Genomic DNA, 13148 nt, shown 5'->3' with positions numbered 1-13148 from the left:
GGACGTGACATGTATTCGATTACACGTTTGATGCTGGCGCCCCTGGCGGCGTCCATCCTGTTGGCGGCGGGTTGTGTGAACTACGCCGGAATCGATCATCAGGGCAAATTGCTGGCGGTCGGCGATGCGCCGTCCGACAGCCTGAAAGACAAGCTGCCACCGGCCCAGTGGCCGCGTGCGGACTGGTGGACATCGCTGGGTGATCCGCGTCTGGGCGCGTTGATTGAGGAGGCGTATGCCAGCAACCCGGACTTGCAGGAAGTCGCTGCCCGGGTGGCCAAGGCCAACGCATTTCTCGATCTGCGCGATGCTGAGCGATACCCGGAAATGGACGCGTCGGCGGGTGTCACTCGCGGTCGGCTGTCGCGCTTCGAGGACTACAGCGGCGAGGGTGAAAAGTATTTCACCGCACGCAATCTGGCGGTGAACTTCAGCTACACCTTCGACCTCTGGGGCGGCCAGCGTGCCGCCTGGGAATCGGCGCTCAACAGCGCAAGAGCTGCAGAAGTCGACCTGCAATCGTCGCGGCTGATTCTGGCGGTCAACGTGGCCAAGGCCTACAACCAGCTGGCGTATGCCTGGCAGGTGTCGGAGCTGAATCAGCGCGATCTGGAACGTTTGAGCAAACTGGTGGAGCTGACGGATTCACGTTATGGCTCGGGGCTCGACAATCTGTCGCAACTCAAGCAGGTGCAGAGCCTCAAGGCGCGTTCGGAATCGACGCTGATCGGCGCCAACGAAGACATCGAAATCGCCCGGCTGCAATTGTCGGCGCTGATCGGCAAGGGCGTCGATCGTGCGCACACGCTTGAGCGGCCATCGACTCTGCAGGCCAGCGTGGTGGCATTGCCGGCGCAGTTGCCGGCCCAGTTGCTCGGTCGTCGTCCGGACATCGTCGCTGCACGTTGGCGCGTGGAGGCCGAGACCAGGAACGTCGAGGCGGTGAAGACCACGTTCTACCCGAACATCAATCTGGTGGCGGCGGCGGGTTCCCATGCCTTGACCGGTGATGCGATGTTCGCCAGCGTCAGCAAATTCTGGAATGTGGCGCCGACGGTGTCGCTGCCGATCTTCGATGCCGGGCGCCTGCGCTCCGATCTGAAGGCCGGCAACGCCGAACTCGACAGCTCCATCGCCCAGTACAACCGAGTGTTGAATTCGGCCCTGCACGAGGTGGCAATTTCGGTGACGCAGCTGCGTTCCTTCGAGCAGCAAATCGTCGTGCAGCGCGATGCCTGCTCGATTGCGCAGTCGTCTTACGATCTGTCGCAGTCGCGCTACAAGGCCGGGGAAGATACGTTCCTCGACGCGCTGAATATCGAACAACAATTGATTCAGGACGAAATGCGCCTGGCCTTCCTCAACAGCAAGCACATCGACAGCTCGGTTTCGTTGATGGCGGCGCTGGGCGGCGGGTTCCAGGCCCCCGCGCTGGAGACGGCACAGAGCAGTGCTCTGTAGTGTTTTCCGGGACGCCGCCTTCGGGGCGGCTGTCGCGGGAAAAAAGCATCTTGTGTATAGTCTTACTGTTCTCGTATAGACGAATACAAGACGGATTTTCCCCGCCTATATCATCAAGGGTACCTACCTATGAACGTCCCGAATCATCCCAATCAGGATCAGATCCTTCTGGAAAATGTGCTGAACGCATTGGGAAGCCCGCTACGCCTGACCGTGTTGAAAGTGTTGTCCGATGGCCAGGAACATCCATGCGGCCGGATCCTCAAGGGCGCATCGAAGTCGACCATGACTCACCACTGGCGGGTCCTGCGCGACAGCGGTCTGATTTGGCAACGCCCCTACGGTCGGGAAAACCTGTTGTCCTTGCGTCGTGAAGACATGGACGTGCGTTTCCCTGGCCTGCTCGATTCGCTGCTGTCGGCGGTCAAGACCGATGAACAGACCATCAGCGTGATCAGCAAACACGAAGTGACCGAAGAAAACGGAACCGAGTGACAGACACCGCCGGTGAAGGGTTGGCCTTCCACGGCAACCAATCAATTCACCATCACCAGGAAGGTGTGTGCGGGTATGGATACAAGTCATTACTGGTCGTCGCGACCCCTGTCGGATTTGACCGGCTCCGAGCATCACTGGCTGTTTTTGCCCGGGGCACTGACCCCGCGTCTGAAAGCCATGGGCGACTATTCAATCGAAGTGGTCGAGCAGTCCCATGGCCCGCTCAATCCAGAAGAAGCGCAAGCGCTGAACGTGCCGCCGGTGACCATCGGCTGGGTGCGCGAGGTGGTGATGAAACTGGATGGCGAGGCCTGCGTCACCGCGCGCAGCCTGACCAGCATGCCGGCGCTGAACGGCGACTGGGCGGATCTGAACGGCTACGGTCGTCGACCGCTGGCCGAGATTCTCTACACCTCGGAGCAGACGCTGCGCGAGCCCTTCCAGTGCGCCTTGCTGCCCCCCGGCGCACCGTTGGCGGCGCTGTCCCATCGCTACGCGCCGCAGGCCAAGCGCCTGCTGGCCCGGCGTTCGCGTTTCACCCGCAATGGCTCGGCGCTGCTGGTCAGCGAGTGTTTTCTGCCGGCGTTCTGGGCCCGGGTCGAGTACGCTCAGGCGCGCAAGTCGGCCTGACAAAATAAAACCTGCGGGAGCGAACGCCCGCAGGTTTTTTTTCGCCGTTTGTTCAGAGCCGGATGACCGCTTCGATCTGCTTGATTGCCGGTGTCAGAGCCTGCGCCAGCTCCTCGGCTTTGCTGGTCGGGCGCATGGTTCTGGATGAACGCAAAAACAACGGATCATCGAACCGCTTGCGCAGCCGTGCCAGCGATCCGCTGATGGCGGGTTGTTTGACGTGCAGGCGCTCGGCCGTGCGTGACACGCTGCGTTCGCGGAACAGCACCAGGAAAATGATGATCAGGTTCAGGTCGATATCCGCGAAGTTGTCTTCATTGAATAGCATGGTTACATCCCTGTCATGACCCGCCGGCTGGCGTCAGCCGAGGCCGGCGGGTGTCTGGATCACTGCTCGGGTGCCAGGCGCAGTTCGTCGTTCAGACGGTAGTAACTGCGGTTGAAATAGACCAGGCCTTCCGTGGCCTCGCTGTGTTGCTGCAGCTCGAGGATTTCACAGTAGAAAATGCTGTGAGTGCCGACCTCGTCGACTTTGCTGACCCGGCAATCGAGGCTGACCAGCGCTTCTTCGATCACTGGCGAACCGGTCTTCAATGTCTGGCAGTTCACGCTGGAAAAACGCTCCTGCATGCTCAACTGCCGATTGGCGAATGCCCCTGATGTCGACTGGTGGTCGCCGGTCAGGACGTTCACGCACAGCACGCCATTGGTCTTGAAATGCTCGTGATTGGACGACGAGCGATTGACGCACACCAGCAGCGTGGGCGGTGAATCCGTCACGCTGCACACCGCCGACGCGGTAAAGCCGAAACGCCCTGCAGGGCCATCGGTCGTGACGATGGTGACGGCACTCCCCAGCATCGCCATTGCATTACGAAACTCCGTTGAATCAACCATCGCGTCACCTCATTCCATGTAGGTTTAATGGAGCCGATCCGTTCTTCCTTGTCCGTTGTCGTTGTGCGAAAACGGGTATCGGGCAACACGTTCGCTCTAGCGATATAGTACGTATGTATACGTACCTTGCAAGCTATTCCTTGTGCTTATTTTGCAGATCAAAAGATCACGCTCAGGGAAGAGCCAAGGCTCGCAACAAGGCTGTTGCATAGGGCGGCAACGAGGAGAAATCCCGGGCACACAGCAACAGTTTGCGCCTGGCCCAAGCTTCATTCATCGGCAGGGACTTGAAGGTTTGCGGCGCGGCACGCTGGACCGCCGCCAGCGGCACGATGCCCAGACCGGCACCCCGAGCGACCATGCGCATCACGCCGTCGAAACCATCGGCGCGGATGCGGATCTGCATCCGCGAGCCGCTGTGCAGCGCCTGTTCTTCCAGGTACACCGCCAGCGCACTGTCGGCATGCAGCCCGACGAAGTCATGGCGCAGGGCATCGCTGAAGCTGACATCGGTCGCGTCAGACAGCGGATGTTCCAGCGGCAGAATCAGCACCAGCGGGTCATCGCGAAAGGCTCGGGTCTGCAAGTCGGTGGTGTCGATCGCGTCGGACACAATGCCCAGATCCGCCGCCCCCTGGCGCAAGGCATGGGTGATGCGGGCGCTGGGCAACTCCTGCAGATCGATGTCGAGATTGGGATGCCCGCACAGGAAATCCGCAAGCACCTCCGGCAGGTATTCGCTGAGTGCCGTGGTGTTGCACAACAGACGCACCTGACCTTTGACGCCCCGGGCGTATTCGGCCAGATCCTGTTGCAGACGTTCGGCCTGTTGCAGCAATACTCGCGCATGTTGCGCCAACGCTTTACCGGCCGGTGTCGGTGTGACGCCACGGCGCCCGCGCTCAAGAAACTCTGTACCCAACGAGGCTTCCATGGCCCGGATCCGCGCACTGGCCGCCGCCAGCGAAAGATGACTGCGGGCAGCGCCGGCGGTGATGTTGCCGCTGTCGATAATGTGCAGGTACAGGCGCAGGTCGGTGAGGTCGAAGTGCATGGCGGGTGACTCTTGCTGAAAGAGAGGCTGCCTCAGTGTATGACAGATTTTCAGTTCATCCGCGCAGGCGCACAGTATCGACATGAACGCACTCGCAGATTTCTATCAAAACCTCGGTCTGGCCCTGTCTTTGCTGGTGCTGATGACTTTCGTCCTTGCCGGTCTGGTGAAAGGCGTGATCGGCCTCGGCCTGCCCACCGTCGCCATGGGCCTGCTCGGTCTGGCTATGGTGCCGTCGCAGGCTGCGGCGTTGCTGATCATTCCGGCGACCTTGACCAACGTCTGGCAACTGGCGTTCGGCGGGCATTTGCGCGGGCTGGTGAAACGGCTGTGGCCGATGCTGCTGGCGATCTTTCTCGGTACGGCCATCGGCACGTTGTGGATCGGCATGGCGGGCGGGCATTGGGTGGTGCGCGGGCTCGGCGCGGCGTTGTTGCTCTATGCGCTGAGTGGATTGTTCCTGCCGACGCTGAGTGTCAGCCGTCGCCATGAACCATGGCTGGGGCCGCTGTGTGGGGTGATCACCGGCGTCATCACTTCGGCCACTGGCGTGTTCGTGATTCCGGCGGTGCCGTATCTGCAGGCACTGGGTTTGAGCCGCGATGAACTGGTGCAGGCGCTGGGCCTGTCCTTCACTGTGTCGACACTGGCGCTGGCCGGTGGATTACTCTGGCGCGGCTCACTTGGCGGCGCGGAACTGAGCGCTTCGCTGCTGGCGCTGATCCCGGCGATGCTTGGCATGCTGCTCGGGCAATGGCTGCGTCAGCGCATCAGTGCCGTGCTGTTCAAGCGGGTGTTTTTCATCGGTCTGGGCGCGCTCGGCGCCCATCTCTTGATCAGCGGCTAGCGGACGAAGCGCTGAGCATCTCGATCGGACGGATATCGAAATCCCGCTCCAGATACTCCATGCGCTGGGCCAGGAATTGCTGCATGTGCGGCAGGTTCGAGTGCACGTCCAGATGCGCCTGGCTTTCCCAGATCTCGTAGAAGATGAACAGGGTCGGGTCTTGCTTGTCGCGCAGCATGTGGTACTCGATGCAGCCGGGTTCGGCGCGACTCGGCTCGACGTAGGCGCGGAAAAACGCTTCGAAGGCCTCGGCTTTTTCCGGGCGGGTCTTGGCGTGCAGGATGAAACCCTGGCGTTCGCTCATCGCAAAAAACTCCTCAGATTCAGATGGCGGCCAATCCTAAGGCAACAATCGGCAATCGATTCGTGCGTTTTACTCAAATGATTTTTGCGCAACCGCGGCTTATTCCGCGCGAGGTGCATCGTTAATCTGCCGCCATCCAATTTCTCCCCTTGTCCATCCGGCGCTCTGCGCTGTGCATCGGCATCCGATCGAGGCTGTCCCATGAAAAAAGTACTGTTGCTCAACGGTGGTAAAAAATTCGCCCACTCCGACGGTCGCTACAACACCACCCTGCACGAAGCGGCGTTGAGCGTGCTGGATCGCGGCGGTGTCGACGTCAAGACCACCTTCATCGACGAGGGTTACGACATCGCCGAAGAAGTCGCGAAATTCCTCTGGGCCGACGTGATCATTTATCAGATGCCGGGCTGGTGGATGGGCGCGCCGTGGACCGTGAAAAAGTACATCGACGAAGTCTTCACCGAAGGCCACGGCAGTCTGTACGCCAGCGACGGTCGCACCCGTTCCGATTCGTCGCAGAAGTACGGTAGCGGCGGTCTGATCCAGGGCAAGCAATACATGCTGTCGCTGACCTGGAACGCACCGCAGCAGGCGTTCGATGATCCGACCGACTTCTTCGAAGCCAAAGGCGTGGACGCGGTGTACTTCCCGTTCCACAAGGCCAACGAGTTCCTCGGCATGACCGGTCTGCCGACGTTCCTCTGTGTGGACGTGATGAAGCGCCCGAACATCGAGGCCGACGTGGCGCGTTACGAGCAGCATCTGAGCGAGGTGTTTGGCCTCAAGGCCTGACGCTCGGCTACTATCGAAGGCCTGAGCCTGTGCAGCAGGCCTTTCGATTCGAGGACACCCGTGAAAGCCAGATCCGATGAGTTGCAGATTTTCGTCTGCGTGATCGAATGCGGTTCAATCTCCGCCGCCGCCGAGCAGGTCGGGCAGACGCCGTCGGCGGTCAGCCGCACGCTGTCGCGGCTGGAGGCCAAGCTCGACACCACGCTGATCAACCGCACCACTCGACGCATGGACCTGACCGAGGAGGGCAAGTATTTCTTCGAACAGGCCAAGCTGATCCTCGACCAGATGGATCAACTCGAAGAGCGCCTGTCTTCACGTCAACAGACGCCATCGGGGCGGCTGCGCATCAACGCCGCCTCACCGTTCATGCTCCACGCCATCGTGCCGTACATCGACGAGTTCCGGCGGCTGTACCCGGACATCCAGCTCGAACTCAACAGCAACGACCTGATCATTGACCTGCTGGAACAAAGCACCGACGTCGCCATCCGCATCGGCACTCTTGCCGATTCGACGTTGCATGCCCGGTCGCTCGGTTGCAGTCCGCTGCTGATTGTCGCCAGTCCTGCGTATCTGGAAAAACACGGTGCGCCGCTCCAGGTTGCCGATCTGAGCGAGCACACCTTGCTCGGCTTCACCCAGAACGAAGGCCTCAACCAATGGCCGCTGCGCTACGTGCATGGGGACCGCTGGCCGATCACCCCGGCGATCAGCGCCTCCAGCGGCGAGACGGTTCGCCATCTGGCGCTGGAAGGCCAGGGCATTGCCTGCCTCTCGCATTTCATGACCATCGACGACATTCGCGCCGGGCGCCTCAAGGTGTTGCTGGCGGAATTCAACAGCGGTTATCGCCAGCCGATCAACGCGGTGTACTACCGCAACTCGCAACTGGCGCTGCGGATCCAGTGCTTCCTGGATTTCATCCAGAGCAAACTGGCGGCTTACGCCAGCGCCGATTTCAAAGGCTGATTCGTGATCCCTGCGCAAGAGTGAATTGGCTGGGGGCGGGTTTTTCCACAGGACTCGCCGGTCGATACTCGTTGCATCACTTATTCACGCAGGGAGTTTCTCCATGAACGTATTCGTCACCGGCGCTGCCGGTTTTATCGGCGGCTCCATCGCCACCGGTCTGATCCAGGCCGGCCACACCGTCACCGGTCTGGTGCGCAGCGCCGAACAGGCCAATGAGCTGAAAGCACTGGGCATCACCCCGGTGATCGGCACCCTCGACGACAAGGCACTGCTGGCCGAACAGGCTCGCGCCGCCGACGCCGTGATCAACGCCGCCAGCAGCGACCATCGCGGTGCGGTCGAAGCCTTGCTCGATGCCCTGCGCGGCTCGAACAAAGTGTTCCTGCACACCAGCGGTTCGAGCATCGTCGGCGATGCCTCGGGCGGCAAATCCAGCGACGTCGTCTACTTCGAAGACAACCTGCCGGAGCCCACCGTCGACAAGGCTGCACGCGTGGCCATCGACAATCTGATCCTCGCGGCAGCGAAGGACGGCGTGAACTCGGCAGTGATCTGCAACACCCTGATCTACGGCCACAGCCTGGGCGTCAATCGCGACAGCGTGCAACTGCCGCGTCTGCTGAAACAGGCACGCAAAAGCGGCGTGGTGCGTCACGTCGGTACTGGTCAGAACATCTGGTCCAACGTGCACATCGAAGACGTGGTGGCGCTGTACTTGCTGGCCCTGACCAAGAACGTCCCGGGCACCTTCTACTTCGTCGAAAGCGGCGAAGCGTCGTTCATCGACATGACCACCGCCATGGCCGTGGCCCTGACTCTGGGCGAGCCACAAGACTGGCCGCTGAAAGACGCCGAAGCCGAATGGGGCTACGAAATGGCCAACTACGGCCTCGGCTCCAACAGCCGGGTACGCGGCAAACACGCCCACGAACTGCTGGGCTGGGCGCCGAAGCGTACGTCGGTGGTTGATTGGATTCGCAACGAAATGGTGTGAGTCCACACACCACACTTGAACCTGTGGGAGCCAACCGGCTCCCACAGGTTTTTTTATGCCCCGGAAATGAAGGACAGGGCGTCGAGGCTCATCGAAACGTTCAGACATTTCCTACTAGTCTGATCCCCGCACAGACATGGCCAACGCAACTGGCCGGTTTGTAGGATAGCGGGCACCCACTGGTTGTCTGGCCATGAGGCCAGGTCGGTGGGTAACGCCCGTGGAATTTTTCTGCAAAAAGGAATTTGCGATGGCAATACGCACCTCTGCTGCCTGCTCGTAAAGGCATATCCCGGGCGAACCAGACGATTTCGCCTCCTCACGGTTCATGACACGGCGCCAAGCGCCCTGGCCGGAGCATTGCGCTCTTCGGTCACGGGCAAATTCATCCGCGAAATTGGCAAGAACAAGGAGTAGTTATGGTCATTTTGGGCATTACCAATAACGATTTGTCGGGCGCTTGCCTGGTACGCGACGGTCAGATTCTCTCGGCGGTCAGCGAAGAGCGTTTCACCCGGATCAAGGACCACAAGATCTGGCCCGCCAAATCCATCGAGTTTGTGTTGAGCCAGGCTGGCGTGTCGCTGGAAGATCTCGACTACGTGGCTTACGGATGGAATGCCGGTTTCAACGCCGATAAACACCTGGAGCTGTATTTCGACCGGATCGTCGAAGAGGTCCGGAACAACCCCGAGGGCCTGGCGCAGTTCCGCCAGCGTGTCACCGATGAAGTCCGCAACGACAAAGAGAAGCGCGCCGAATTCGACCAGTACATTGTCGCCAATGGCCTGGCCGGCAAGGCGTACTACATCGATCACCACGAGTGCCATGCCTTGGGTGCCTATGTCTGCTCGCCGTTTGATGAAGCCTTGACCCTGACCTGTGACGGGCGCGGCGACTTCCAGTCCCTGACTGTGACCTGGTACAGCCCGACCGAAACCACGGTGCTGCAGCGCGAAACCAGCATCGACAGCCTGGGTTACTTCTACGGCCGGATCACCCACTTGCTGGGCTACAAACCCAACCGTCATGAAGGCAAGGTCACGGGCCTGGCCGCGTTCGGTGATCCGCAGAAGTTGCTGGGGGTGATGCAGCAGATGATCCGTTTCGAAGACGGGCGCATCAAGGCGAGTTGCGGCGACCTGTTCGTGCCGTCCTACAACAACTACAGCGAATCACTGGAAACCCTGTTCTCCCGGGAAACCCCCGAGGACATCGCCGCCGCCGTGCAGCGCCACTCCGAAGACTTGCTGGTGGCGGTCGTCAAACATCATCTGGAACAACGCGGCAGCACCAACCTGTGCCTGGCCGGTGGCGTGTTTGGCAACGTCAAACTCAACCAGCGCCTGCGCGAGATTCCCGGCGTGAAGAACGTTTATGTGCTGCCGTGCATGGGCGATGGTGGCCTGGCGCTGGCGGCGGCCGTCGGGGCGGCTTACCTGGAGAACGGCACCCGCTTCAAGAACCCGGTAATGACCCTCGGCCCGGACTCGCGCAGCGTTTCGCAGAACATCAACCTGATCCATCGCGACTACCCTGAACTCGGTTACCACACCCCGTCGAACATCATCGACGTGCTGACCGACGCATTGATGGAAAACCAGGTGCTGGGCATGTTCAAGGGCAAGATGGAGTTCGGCCCGCGTTCACTGTGCAACCGCAGCATCGTCTATCACGCGCAGGATGGCGAAGTGAACGACTGGCTGAACAAACGCATGCACCGCACCGAGTTCATGCCGTTCGGCCCGGTCACCGCCATCGAACAGGCCGCGGCCTGCTACGTCGGATGGGATGAAGATCAAGTCGCGGCAGACACCATGACCATGACCTACGATTGTCATCCGCAGTTCAGCGAAGCCAGTCCGGCGGTGGTGCACATCGATGGCACGGCGCGGCCGCAGATCATTCGCCCGGAGCGCGATGGGTTCATGCATCGTCTGTTGAATGCCTGGCATGAGCGGACCGGTCAGGCAGCGTTGATCAACACCTCGTTCAACCGGCACGAAGAGCCGATCGTGTGTTCGCCTCAGGATGCACTGGATGCGCTGAAAGAAGGGATGGTCGATCTGGTGGTGATGAGTGAGTCGCTGATTGTCTGGCGCAAAGGCAAAAACAGCTTCACCCAGCAACGCTTCGAATAACGGAAGGATGGTTACAGGGCTCCGCTGGAGCCCTGCTCAGGAGTATCGAGCGTATGGTTGATTCATGTATCTGATCTTTTTCGGGTTCTTTGCCGCGGAAGGGATCATCTACCCGTTCTGGCCGACCTGGCTGAATTCGCTGGGCTTCAGCGCCAGCCAGATTGGCTTGCTGATCGCGGCGGTCTATTGGCCCCAGGTCGCGACCGGAGTGTTGATCACCTACGTCGCCGACTGGCGCGTGGACCAGCTTCGGCTCGCGGCTTTTCTCGGTTTCTCGGCAGCGTTGTGTACGTTGCTGTTCTATTTCATGCCGGTGCACCTGTGGGGATTCGTGTGCCTGAGCATTCTGTTTGGCGGGCTGTGGATGGTGGTGTTGCCGCTGTCCGAGTCCTATCTGCTCAAGCGTGACAAGCAAGCCCTGCAGAACTACGGCTGGGTCCGCGCGGTGGGCTCTTCGGCCTTTATCCTGACATCGACCCTCGGTGGCCTGTTGTTTGCGCAATACAGCCAGTCCTGGGTGCCGGTGGTGATTGCCGCGTGCATGTTGCTCACCGCGCTGGCGTGTCTGTGGCTGAAACGTCAGGTCACGCTGGCGCATCTGCAACCACCCGAGCGTGTGACGAAGCGCCCCGACTGGAAGGCGCTGTTCGCCCAGAAAGGCCTGCTGATCGCGATTGCCGCCGCCAGTTTCATTCAGCTGAGTCACACCCTGTACTTTTCCACGGCGTCGATCGGCTGGGGCGTGAAGGGCTACTCTTCAACCGCCATCGGGGTGTTCTGGTCAGTGGCGGTGATCGCGGAAATCACCTACTTCGCGTTCTCCAACAAAGTCCTGTCGTTCTGTTCGCCGTTATCCATCGTGATGTTTTCCAGTGTCTGCGCGGCGGCGCGCTGGGCGCTGTTTTCCGACAGCGATGCGGTGCCGGTGATCCTGTTGGGGCAATGCCTGCACGCCTTGAGTTTCGCGGCGTATCACTCGGCGATCATGCGCTGCATTCGCGACCATGCCCCGGCGGATATCCAGGTGTTTACCCAGGGGGTCTATTACTCGCTGGCAGTTGCCTTGCCCATGGGTTTGGCCACACCCTTTGCCGGGTATCTGTACGAGACGCAGCCACAATGGTCCTGGTATGTCATGGCGCTGTTTGCCCTGATGGGGACCGTGCTGGCATTCATTGCTCACCAGAAAATGCGAAGTGCAGCCGATGACACAACGAACGTTTACAGCCGTCTGCTTTGATATGGATGGCGTGCTGATCCAGTCGCGCCAGGTCATCGAGCTGGCCTGGACCACGGTGGCGCGCAAGTACGGTGTGACCGTCGATCAGGCCTTCATCGACGATCACATTCACGGCCGCCCGGGTGGTTACACCCTGCAGGCCCTGTTTGGTCAGTTTGACGAGCAGCAGCGCGTGACCATCAAGCAAGAAGTCGATGCCATCGAAGAGGTTTCGATCTGCGCGCTGGTGCCGGGTGTCGCTGCGTTCATCGACCAATTGAGTGGGCGCGTGCCGCTGGCGCTGGTGACCAGCAGTTGGCGAGCGCGCGTCGACCACGTCCTGCAGCAACACGACCTGACGTCGGTTTTCGACTGCATCATCTGCCGCGACGATGTACGCAGTGGCAAACCCGCTCCCGATCCCTATCGCCTGGCCGCCGCGCGACTGGAGCGTCAGAGCGATGAATGCCTGGTCTTCGAAGACTCCGTCAGCGGTGTGCAGTCGGCGGTCAGCAGCGGCGCGCTGTGCATCGGTATCGGCGACGATCCGACGCTGACTGCCCACGGAGCACTGCGGACGTACGCGGATTTCACGGCGCTCCCGGTCTCGCAGGGCGGGGTGGATACACACCTCTATGCTGACGGTGGATTGTTTATCAGCGGGCAGCTTGCCCAGAGGTTCGCACGCTCATGACACCGACCTTGCGACACGCGACCGTCCTGTGGAATTTCCTCGGTGCAGGGCGCCAACACAGCGATTGTGAGCTGATCGTGGTGTGCGGCTCCTACGACCTGCGGGTCTGTGATTACGCCTGTCAGTTGCTGAAAAAAGGCGTCGCCCCGCATCTGTTGTTCACCGGCAACACCGGCAACTGGACGAAGCATTTGTGGGAACGCACCGAAGCCGATATTTTTGCGCAACGGGCCATGATTCAAGGTGTTTCGCCGGATCAGTTCACCCTCGAATCCCGTGCCACCAACTTCGCCGAGAACATCGCGTTTGCCCGGGAGTTGTTCCCGGACGTGCGCCGGGCGACGTTCCTGACCAAGCCGAATTCGATCCGGCGTGTGGCGCTGACCTTGCCCGTTCAATGGCCAGGGCTTGAGGCGTGGGTGGATGCGCCGTCGTTCGGTTTTCCGGGTGAGGTCAGCAACCTGATCGGGGTCCTGGGACTGATCGACGAAATGGTCGGGGATATCCACCGGATCATGGTTTACCCTTCGCTGGGCTTTCAGGCCGAGCAGGTGATTCCCGAGGAAGTCGAGGCAGCCTGGCGCTACCTCATCGAACAAGGATTCGATCACCATTTGATCAAAGGCAGACACTGACGCCGCG

General features: G+C 60.6%; 15 protein-coding genes. 11 read left to right on the top strand and 4 right to left on the bottom strand.

The window, feature by feature from the left end:
- The first annotated feature begins 9 nt into the window (after positions 1–9).
- The 3 genes from M5B44_RS04875 to M5B44_RS04865 all read left to right on the top strand — a co-directional run bounded on the left by M5B44_RS04875 (position 10) and on the right by M5B44_RS04865 (position 2589).
- Positions 10–1461 carry an efflux transporter outer membrane subunit gene (locus tag M5B44_RS04875; protein WP_248738385.1) on the top strand — a complete coding sequence of 484 codons (1452 nt, stop codon included), beginning with the start codon at positions 10–12 and terminating at the stop codon, positions 1459–1461.
- A gap of 129 nt (positions 1462–1590) precedes the next feature.
- Complete coding sequence (locus tag M5B44_RS04870; RefSeq protein ID WP_085713204.1) at positions 1591–1956, top strand: ArsR/SmtB family transcription factor; 366 nt, start codon at positions 1591–1593, stop codon at positions 1954–1956.
- A gap of 75 nt (positions 1957–2031) precedes the next feature.
- Positions 2032–2589 (top strand): chorismate--pyruvate lyase family protein, encoded by a 558-nt coding sequence (locus tag M5B44_RS04865; RefSeq protein ID WP_248738384.1) that lies wholly within the window; start codon positions 2032–2034, stop codon positions 2587–2589.
- A 52-nt stretch (positions 2590–2641) separates the two neighbouring features.
- Here M5B44_RS04865 and M5B44_RS04860 read toward each other — a convergent pair whose 3' ends face one another.
- The 3 genes from M5B44_RS04860 to M5B44_RS04850 form a co-directional block, all read right to left on the bottom strand.
- Positions 2642–2917, bottom strand: a complete 276-nt coding sequence (locus M5B44_RS04860) for a helix-turn-helix domain-containing protein (protein ID WP_085713206.1) — start codon at positions 2915–2917, stop codon at positions 2642–2644.
- Positions 2918–2976: 59 nt separating this feature from the next.
- A complete protein-coding gene (locus M5B44_RS04855; RefSeq protein ID WP_007953834.1) occupies positions 2977–3486 on the bottom strand; it encodes a flavin reductase in 510 nt (169 codons plus the stop codon).
- Between the two features lie 172 nt (positions 3487–3658).
- Positions 3659–4540 (bottom strand): LysR family transcriptional regulator, encoded by an 882-nt coding sequence (locus tag M5B44_RS04850; protein ID WP_248738383.1) that lies wholly within the window; start codon positions 4538–4540, stop codon positions 3659–3661.
- 82 nt (positions 4541–4622) lie between these two features.
- On the opposite strand from M5B44_RS04850, the gene M5B44_RS04845 reads away from it, so the two are divergent.
- Positions 4623–5387: a sulfite exporter TauE/SafE family protein gene (locus tag M5B44_RS04845; RefSeq protein WP_192552830.1), complete on the top strand. Its 765-nt coding sequence runs from the start codon at positions 4623–4625 to the stop codon at positions 5385–5387.
- Here the strand turns inward: M5B44_RS04845 and M5B44_RS04840 are convergent.
- The gene (locus M5B44_RS04840; protein ID WP_248738382.1) at positions 5377–5691 is read right to left on the bottom strand and encodes a putative quinol monooxygenase; all 315 of its coding nucleotides are present in this window, start codon (positions 5689–5691) and stop codon (positions 5377–5379) included. The genes M5B44_RS04845 and M5B44_RS04840 overlap by 11 nt on opposite strands.
- 201 nt (positions 5692–5892) lie before the next feature.
- Between M5B44_RS04840 and M5B44_RS04835 the strand changes: the two genes are divergently transcribed.
- From M5B44_RS04835 to M5B44_RS04805, 7 genes are all read left to right on the top strand, one after another.
- Positions 5893–6483, top strand: a complete 591-nt coding sequence (locus M5B44_RS04835; protein ID WP_085713210.1) for an NAD(P)H-dependent oxidoreductase — start codon at positions 5893–5895, stop codon at positions 6481–6483.
- Positions 6484–6543: 60 nt separating this feature from the next.
- Positions 6544–7455, top strand: coding sequence for a LysR family transcriptional regulator (locus M5B44_RS04830; protein WP_007953823.1), 912 nt, complete (start codon positions 6544–6546; stop codon positions 7453–7455).
- 103 nt (positions 7456–7558) lie between these two features.
- Positions 7559–8452 (top strand): NAD-dependent epimerase/dehydratase family protein, encoded by an 894-nt coding sequence (locus M5B44_RS04825; protein ID WP_248738381.1) that lies wholly within the window; start codon positions 7559–7561, stop codon positions 8450–8452.
- 419 nt (positions 8453–8871) lie between these two features.
- Positions 8872–10593 carry a carbamoyltransferase gene (locus M5B44_RS04820; RefSeq protein ID WP_248738380.1) on the top strand — a complete coding sequence of 574 codons (1722 nt, stop codon included), beginning with the start codon at positions 8872–8874 and terminating at the stop codon, positions 10591–10593.
- A gap of 64 nt (positions 10594–10657) precedes the next feature.
- Positions 10658–11833 (top strand): MFS transporter, encoded by a 1176-nt coding sequence (locus tag M5B44_RS04815; RefSeq protein ID WP_248738379.1) that lies wholly within the window; start codon positions 10658–10660, stop codon positions 11831–11833.
- On the top strand, positions 11799–12506 hold the full coding sequence (locus tag M5B44_RS04810) for an HAD family hydrolase (RefSeq protein WP_248738378.1): 708 nt from the start codon (positions 11799–11801) through the stop codon (positions 12504–12506). The genes M5B44_RS04815 and M5B44_RS04810 overlap by 35 nt, the downstream gene beginning before the upstream one ends.
- Positions 12503–13141, top strand: coding sequence for a YdcF family protein (locus M5B44_RS04805; RefSeq protein WP_085713216.1), 639 nt, complete (start codon positions 12503–12505; stop codon positions 13139–13141). Before M5B44_RS04810 ends, M5B44_RS04805 begins: the two co-directional genes overlap by 4 nt.
- Positions 13142–13148 lie beyond the last annotated feature (7 nt).

Origin of the sequence: Pseudomonas sp. MWU12-2029, from assembly GCF_023242425.1 — a bacterium.
Lineage (GTDB): Bacteria > Pseudomonadota > Gammaproteobacteria > Pseudomonadales > Pseudomonadaceae > Aquipseudomonas > Aquipseudomonas kribbensis.
Note: the sequence above shows the minus strand (reverse complement) of the source record. Positions and strands in the feature narration are given on the sequence as shown.

Bases quoted from the DNA above. Each gene is read 5' to 3' on its own strand.
- M5B44_RS04845 (WP_192552830.1), top strand. From the start codon at position 4,623: ATGAACGCACTCGCAGATTTCTATCAAAACCTCGGTCTGGCCCTGTCT.
- M5B44_RS04870 (WP_085713204.1), top strand. From the start codon at position 1,591: ATGAACGTCCCGAATCATCCCAATCAGGATCAGATCCTTCTGGAAAAT.
- M5B44_RS04835 (WP_085713210.1), top strand. From the start codon at position 5,893: ATGAAAAAAGTACTGTTGCTCAACGGTGGTAAAAAATTCGCCCACTCC.
- M5B44_RS04860 (WP_085713206.1), bottom strand. From the start codon at position 2,917: ATGCTATTCAATGAAGACAACTTCGCGGATATCGACCTGAACCTGATC.
- M5B44_RS04855 (WP_007953834.1), bottom strand. From the start codon at position 3,486: ATGGTTGATTCAACGGAGTTTCGTAATGCAATGGCGATGCTGGGGAGT.
- M5B44_RS04805 (WP_085713216.1), top strand. From the start codon at position 12,503: ATGACACCGACCTTGCGACACGCGACCGTCCTGTGGAATTTCCTCGGT.
- M5B44_RS04825 (WP_248738381.1), top strand. From the start codon at position 7,559: ATGAACGTATTCGTCACCGGCGCTGCCGGTTTTATCGGCGGCTCCATC.
- M5B44_RS04840 (WP_248738382.1), bottom strand. From the start codon at position 5,691: ATGAGCGAACGCCAGGGTTTCATCCTGCACGCCAAGACCCGCCCGGAA.
- M5B44_RS04865 (WP_248738384.1), top strand. From the start codon at position 2,032: ATGGATACAAGTCATTACTGGTCGTCGCGACCCCTGTCGGATTTGACC.
- M5B44_RS04815 (WP_248738379.1), top strand. From the start codon at position 10,658: ATGTATCTGATCTTTTTCGGGTTCTTTGCCGCGGAAGGGATCATCTAC.
- M5B44_RS04810 (WP_248738378.1), top strand. From the start codon at position 11,799: ATGACACAACGAACGTTTACAGCCGTCTGCTTTGATATGGATGGCGTG.
- M5B44_RS04850 (WP_248738383.1), bottom strand. From the start codon at position 4,540: ATGCACTTCGACCTCACCGACCTGCGCCTGTACCTGCACATTATCGAC.
- M5B44_RS04820 (WP_248738380.1), top strand. From the start codon at position 8,872: ATGGTCATTTTGGGCATTACCAATAACGATTTGTCGGGCGCTTGCCTG.
- M5B44_RS04875 (WP_248738385.1), top strand. From the start codon at position 10: ATGTATTCGATTACACGTTTGATGCTGGCGCCCCTGGCGGCGTCCATC.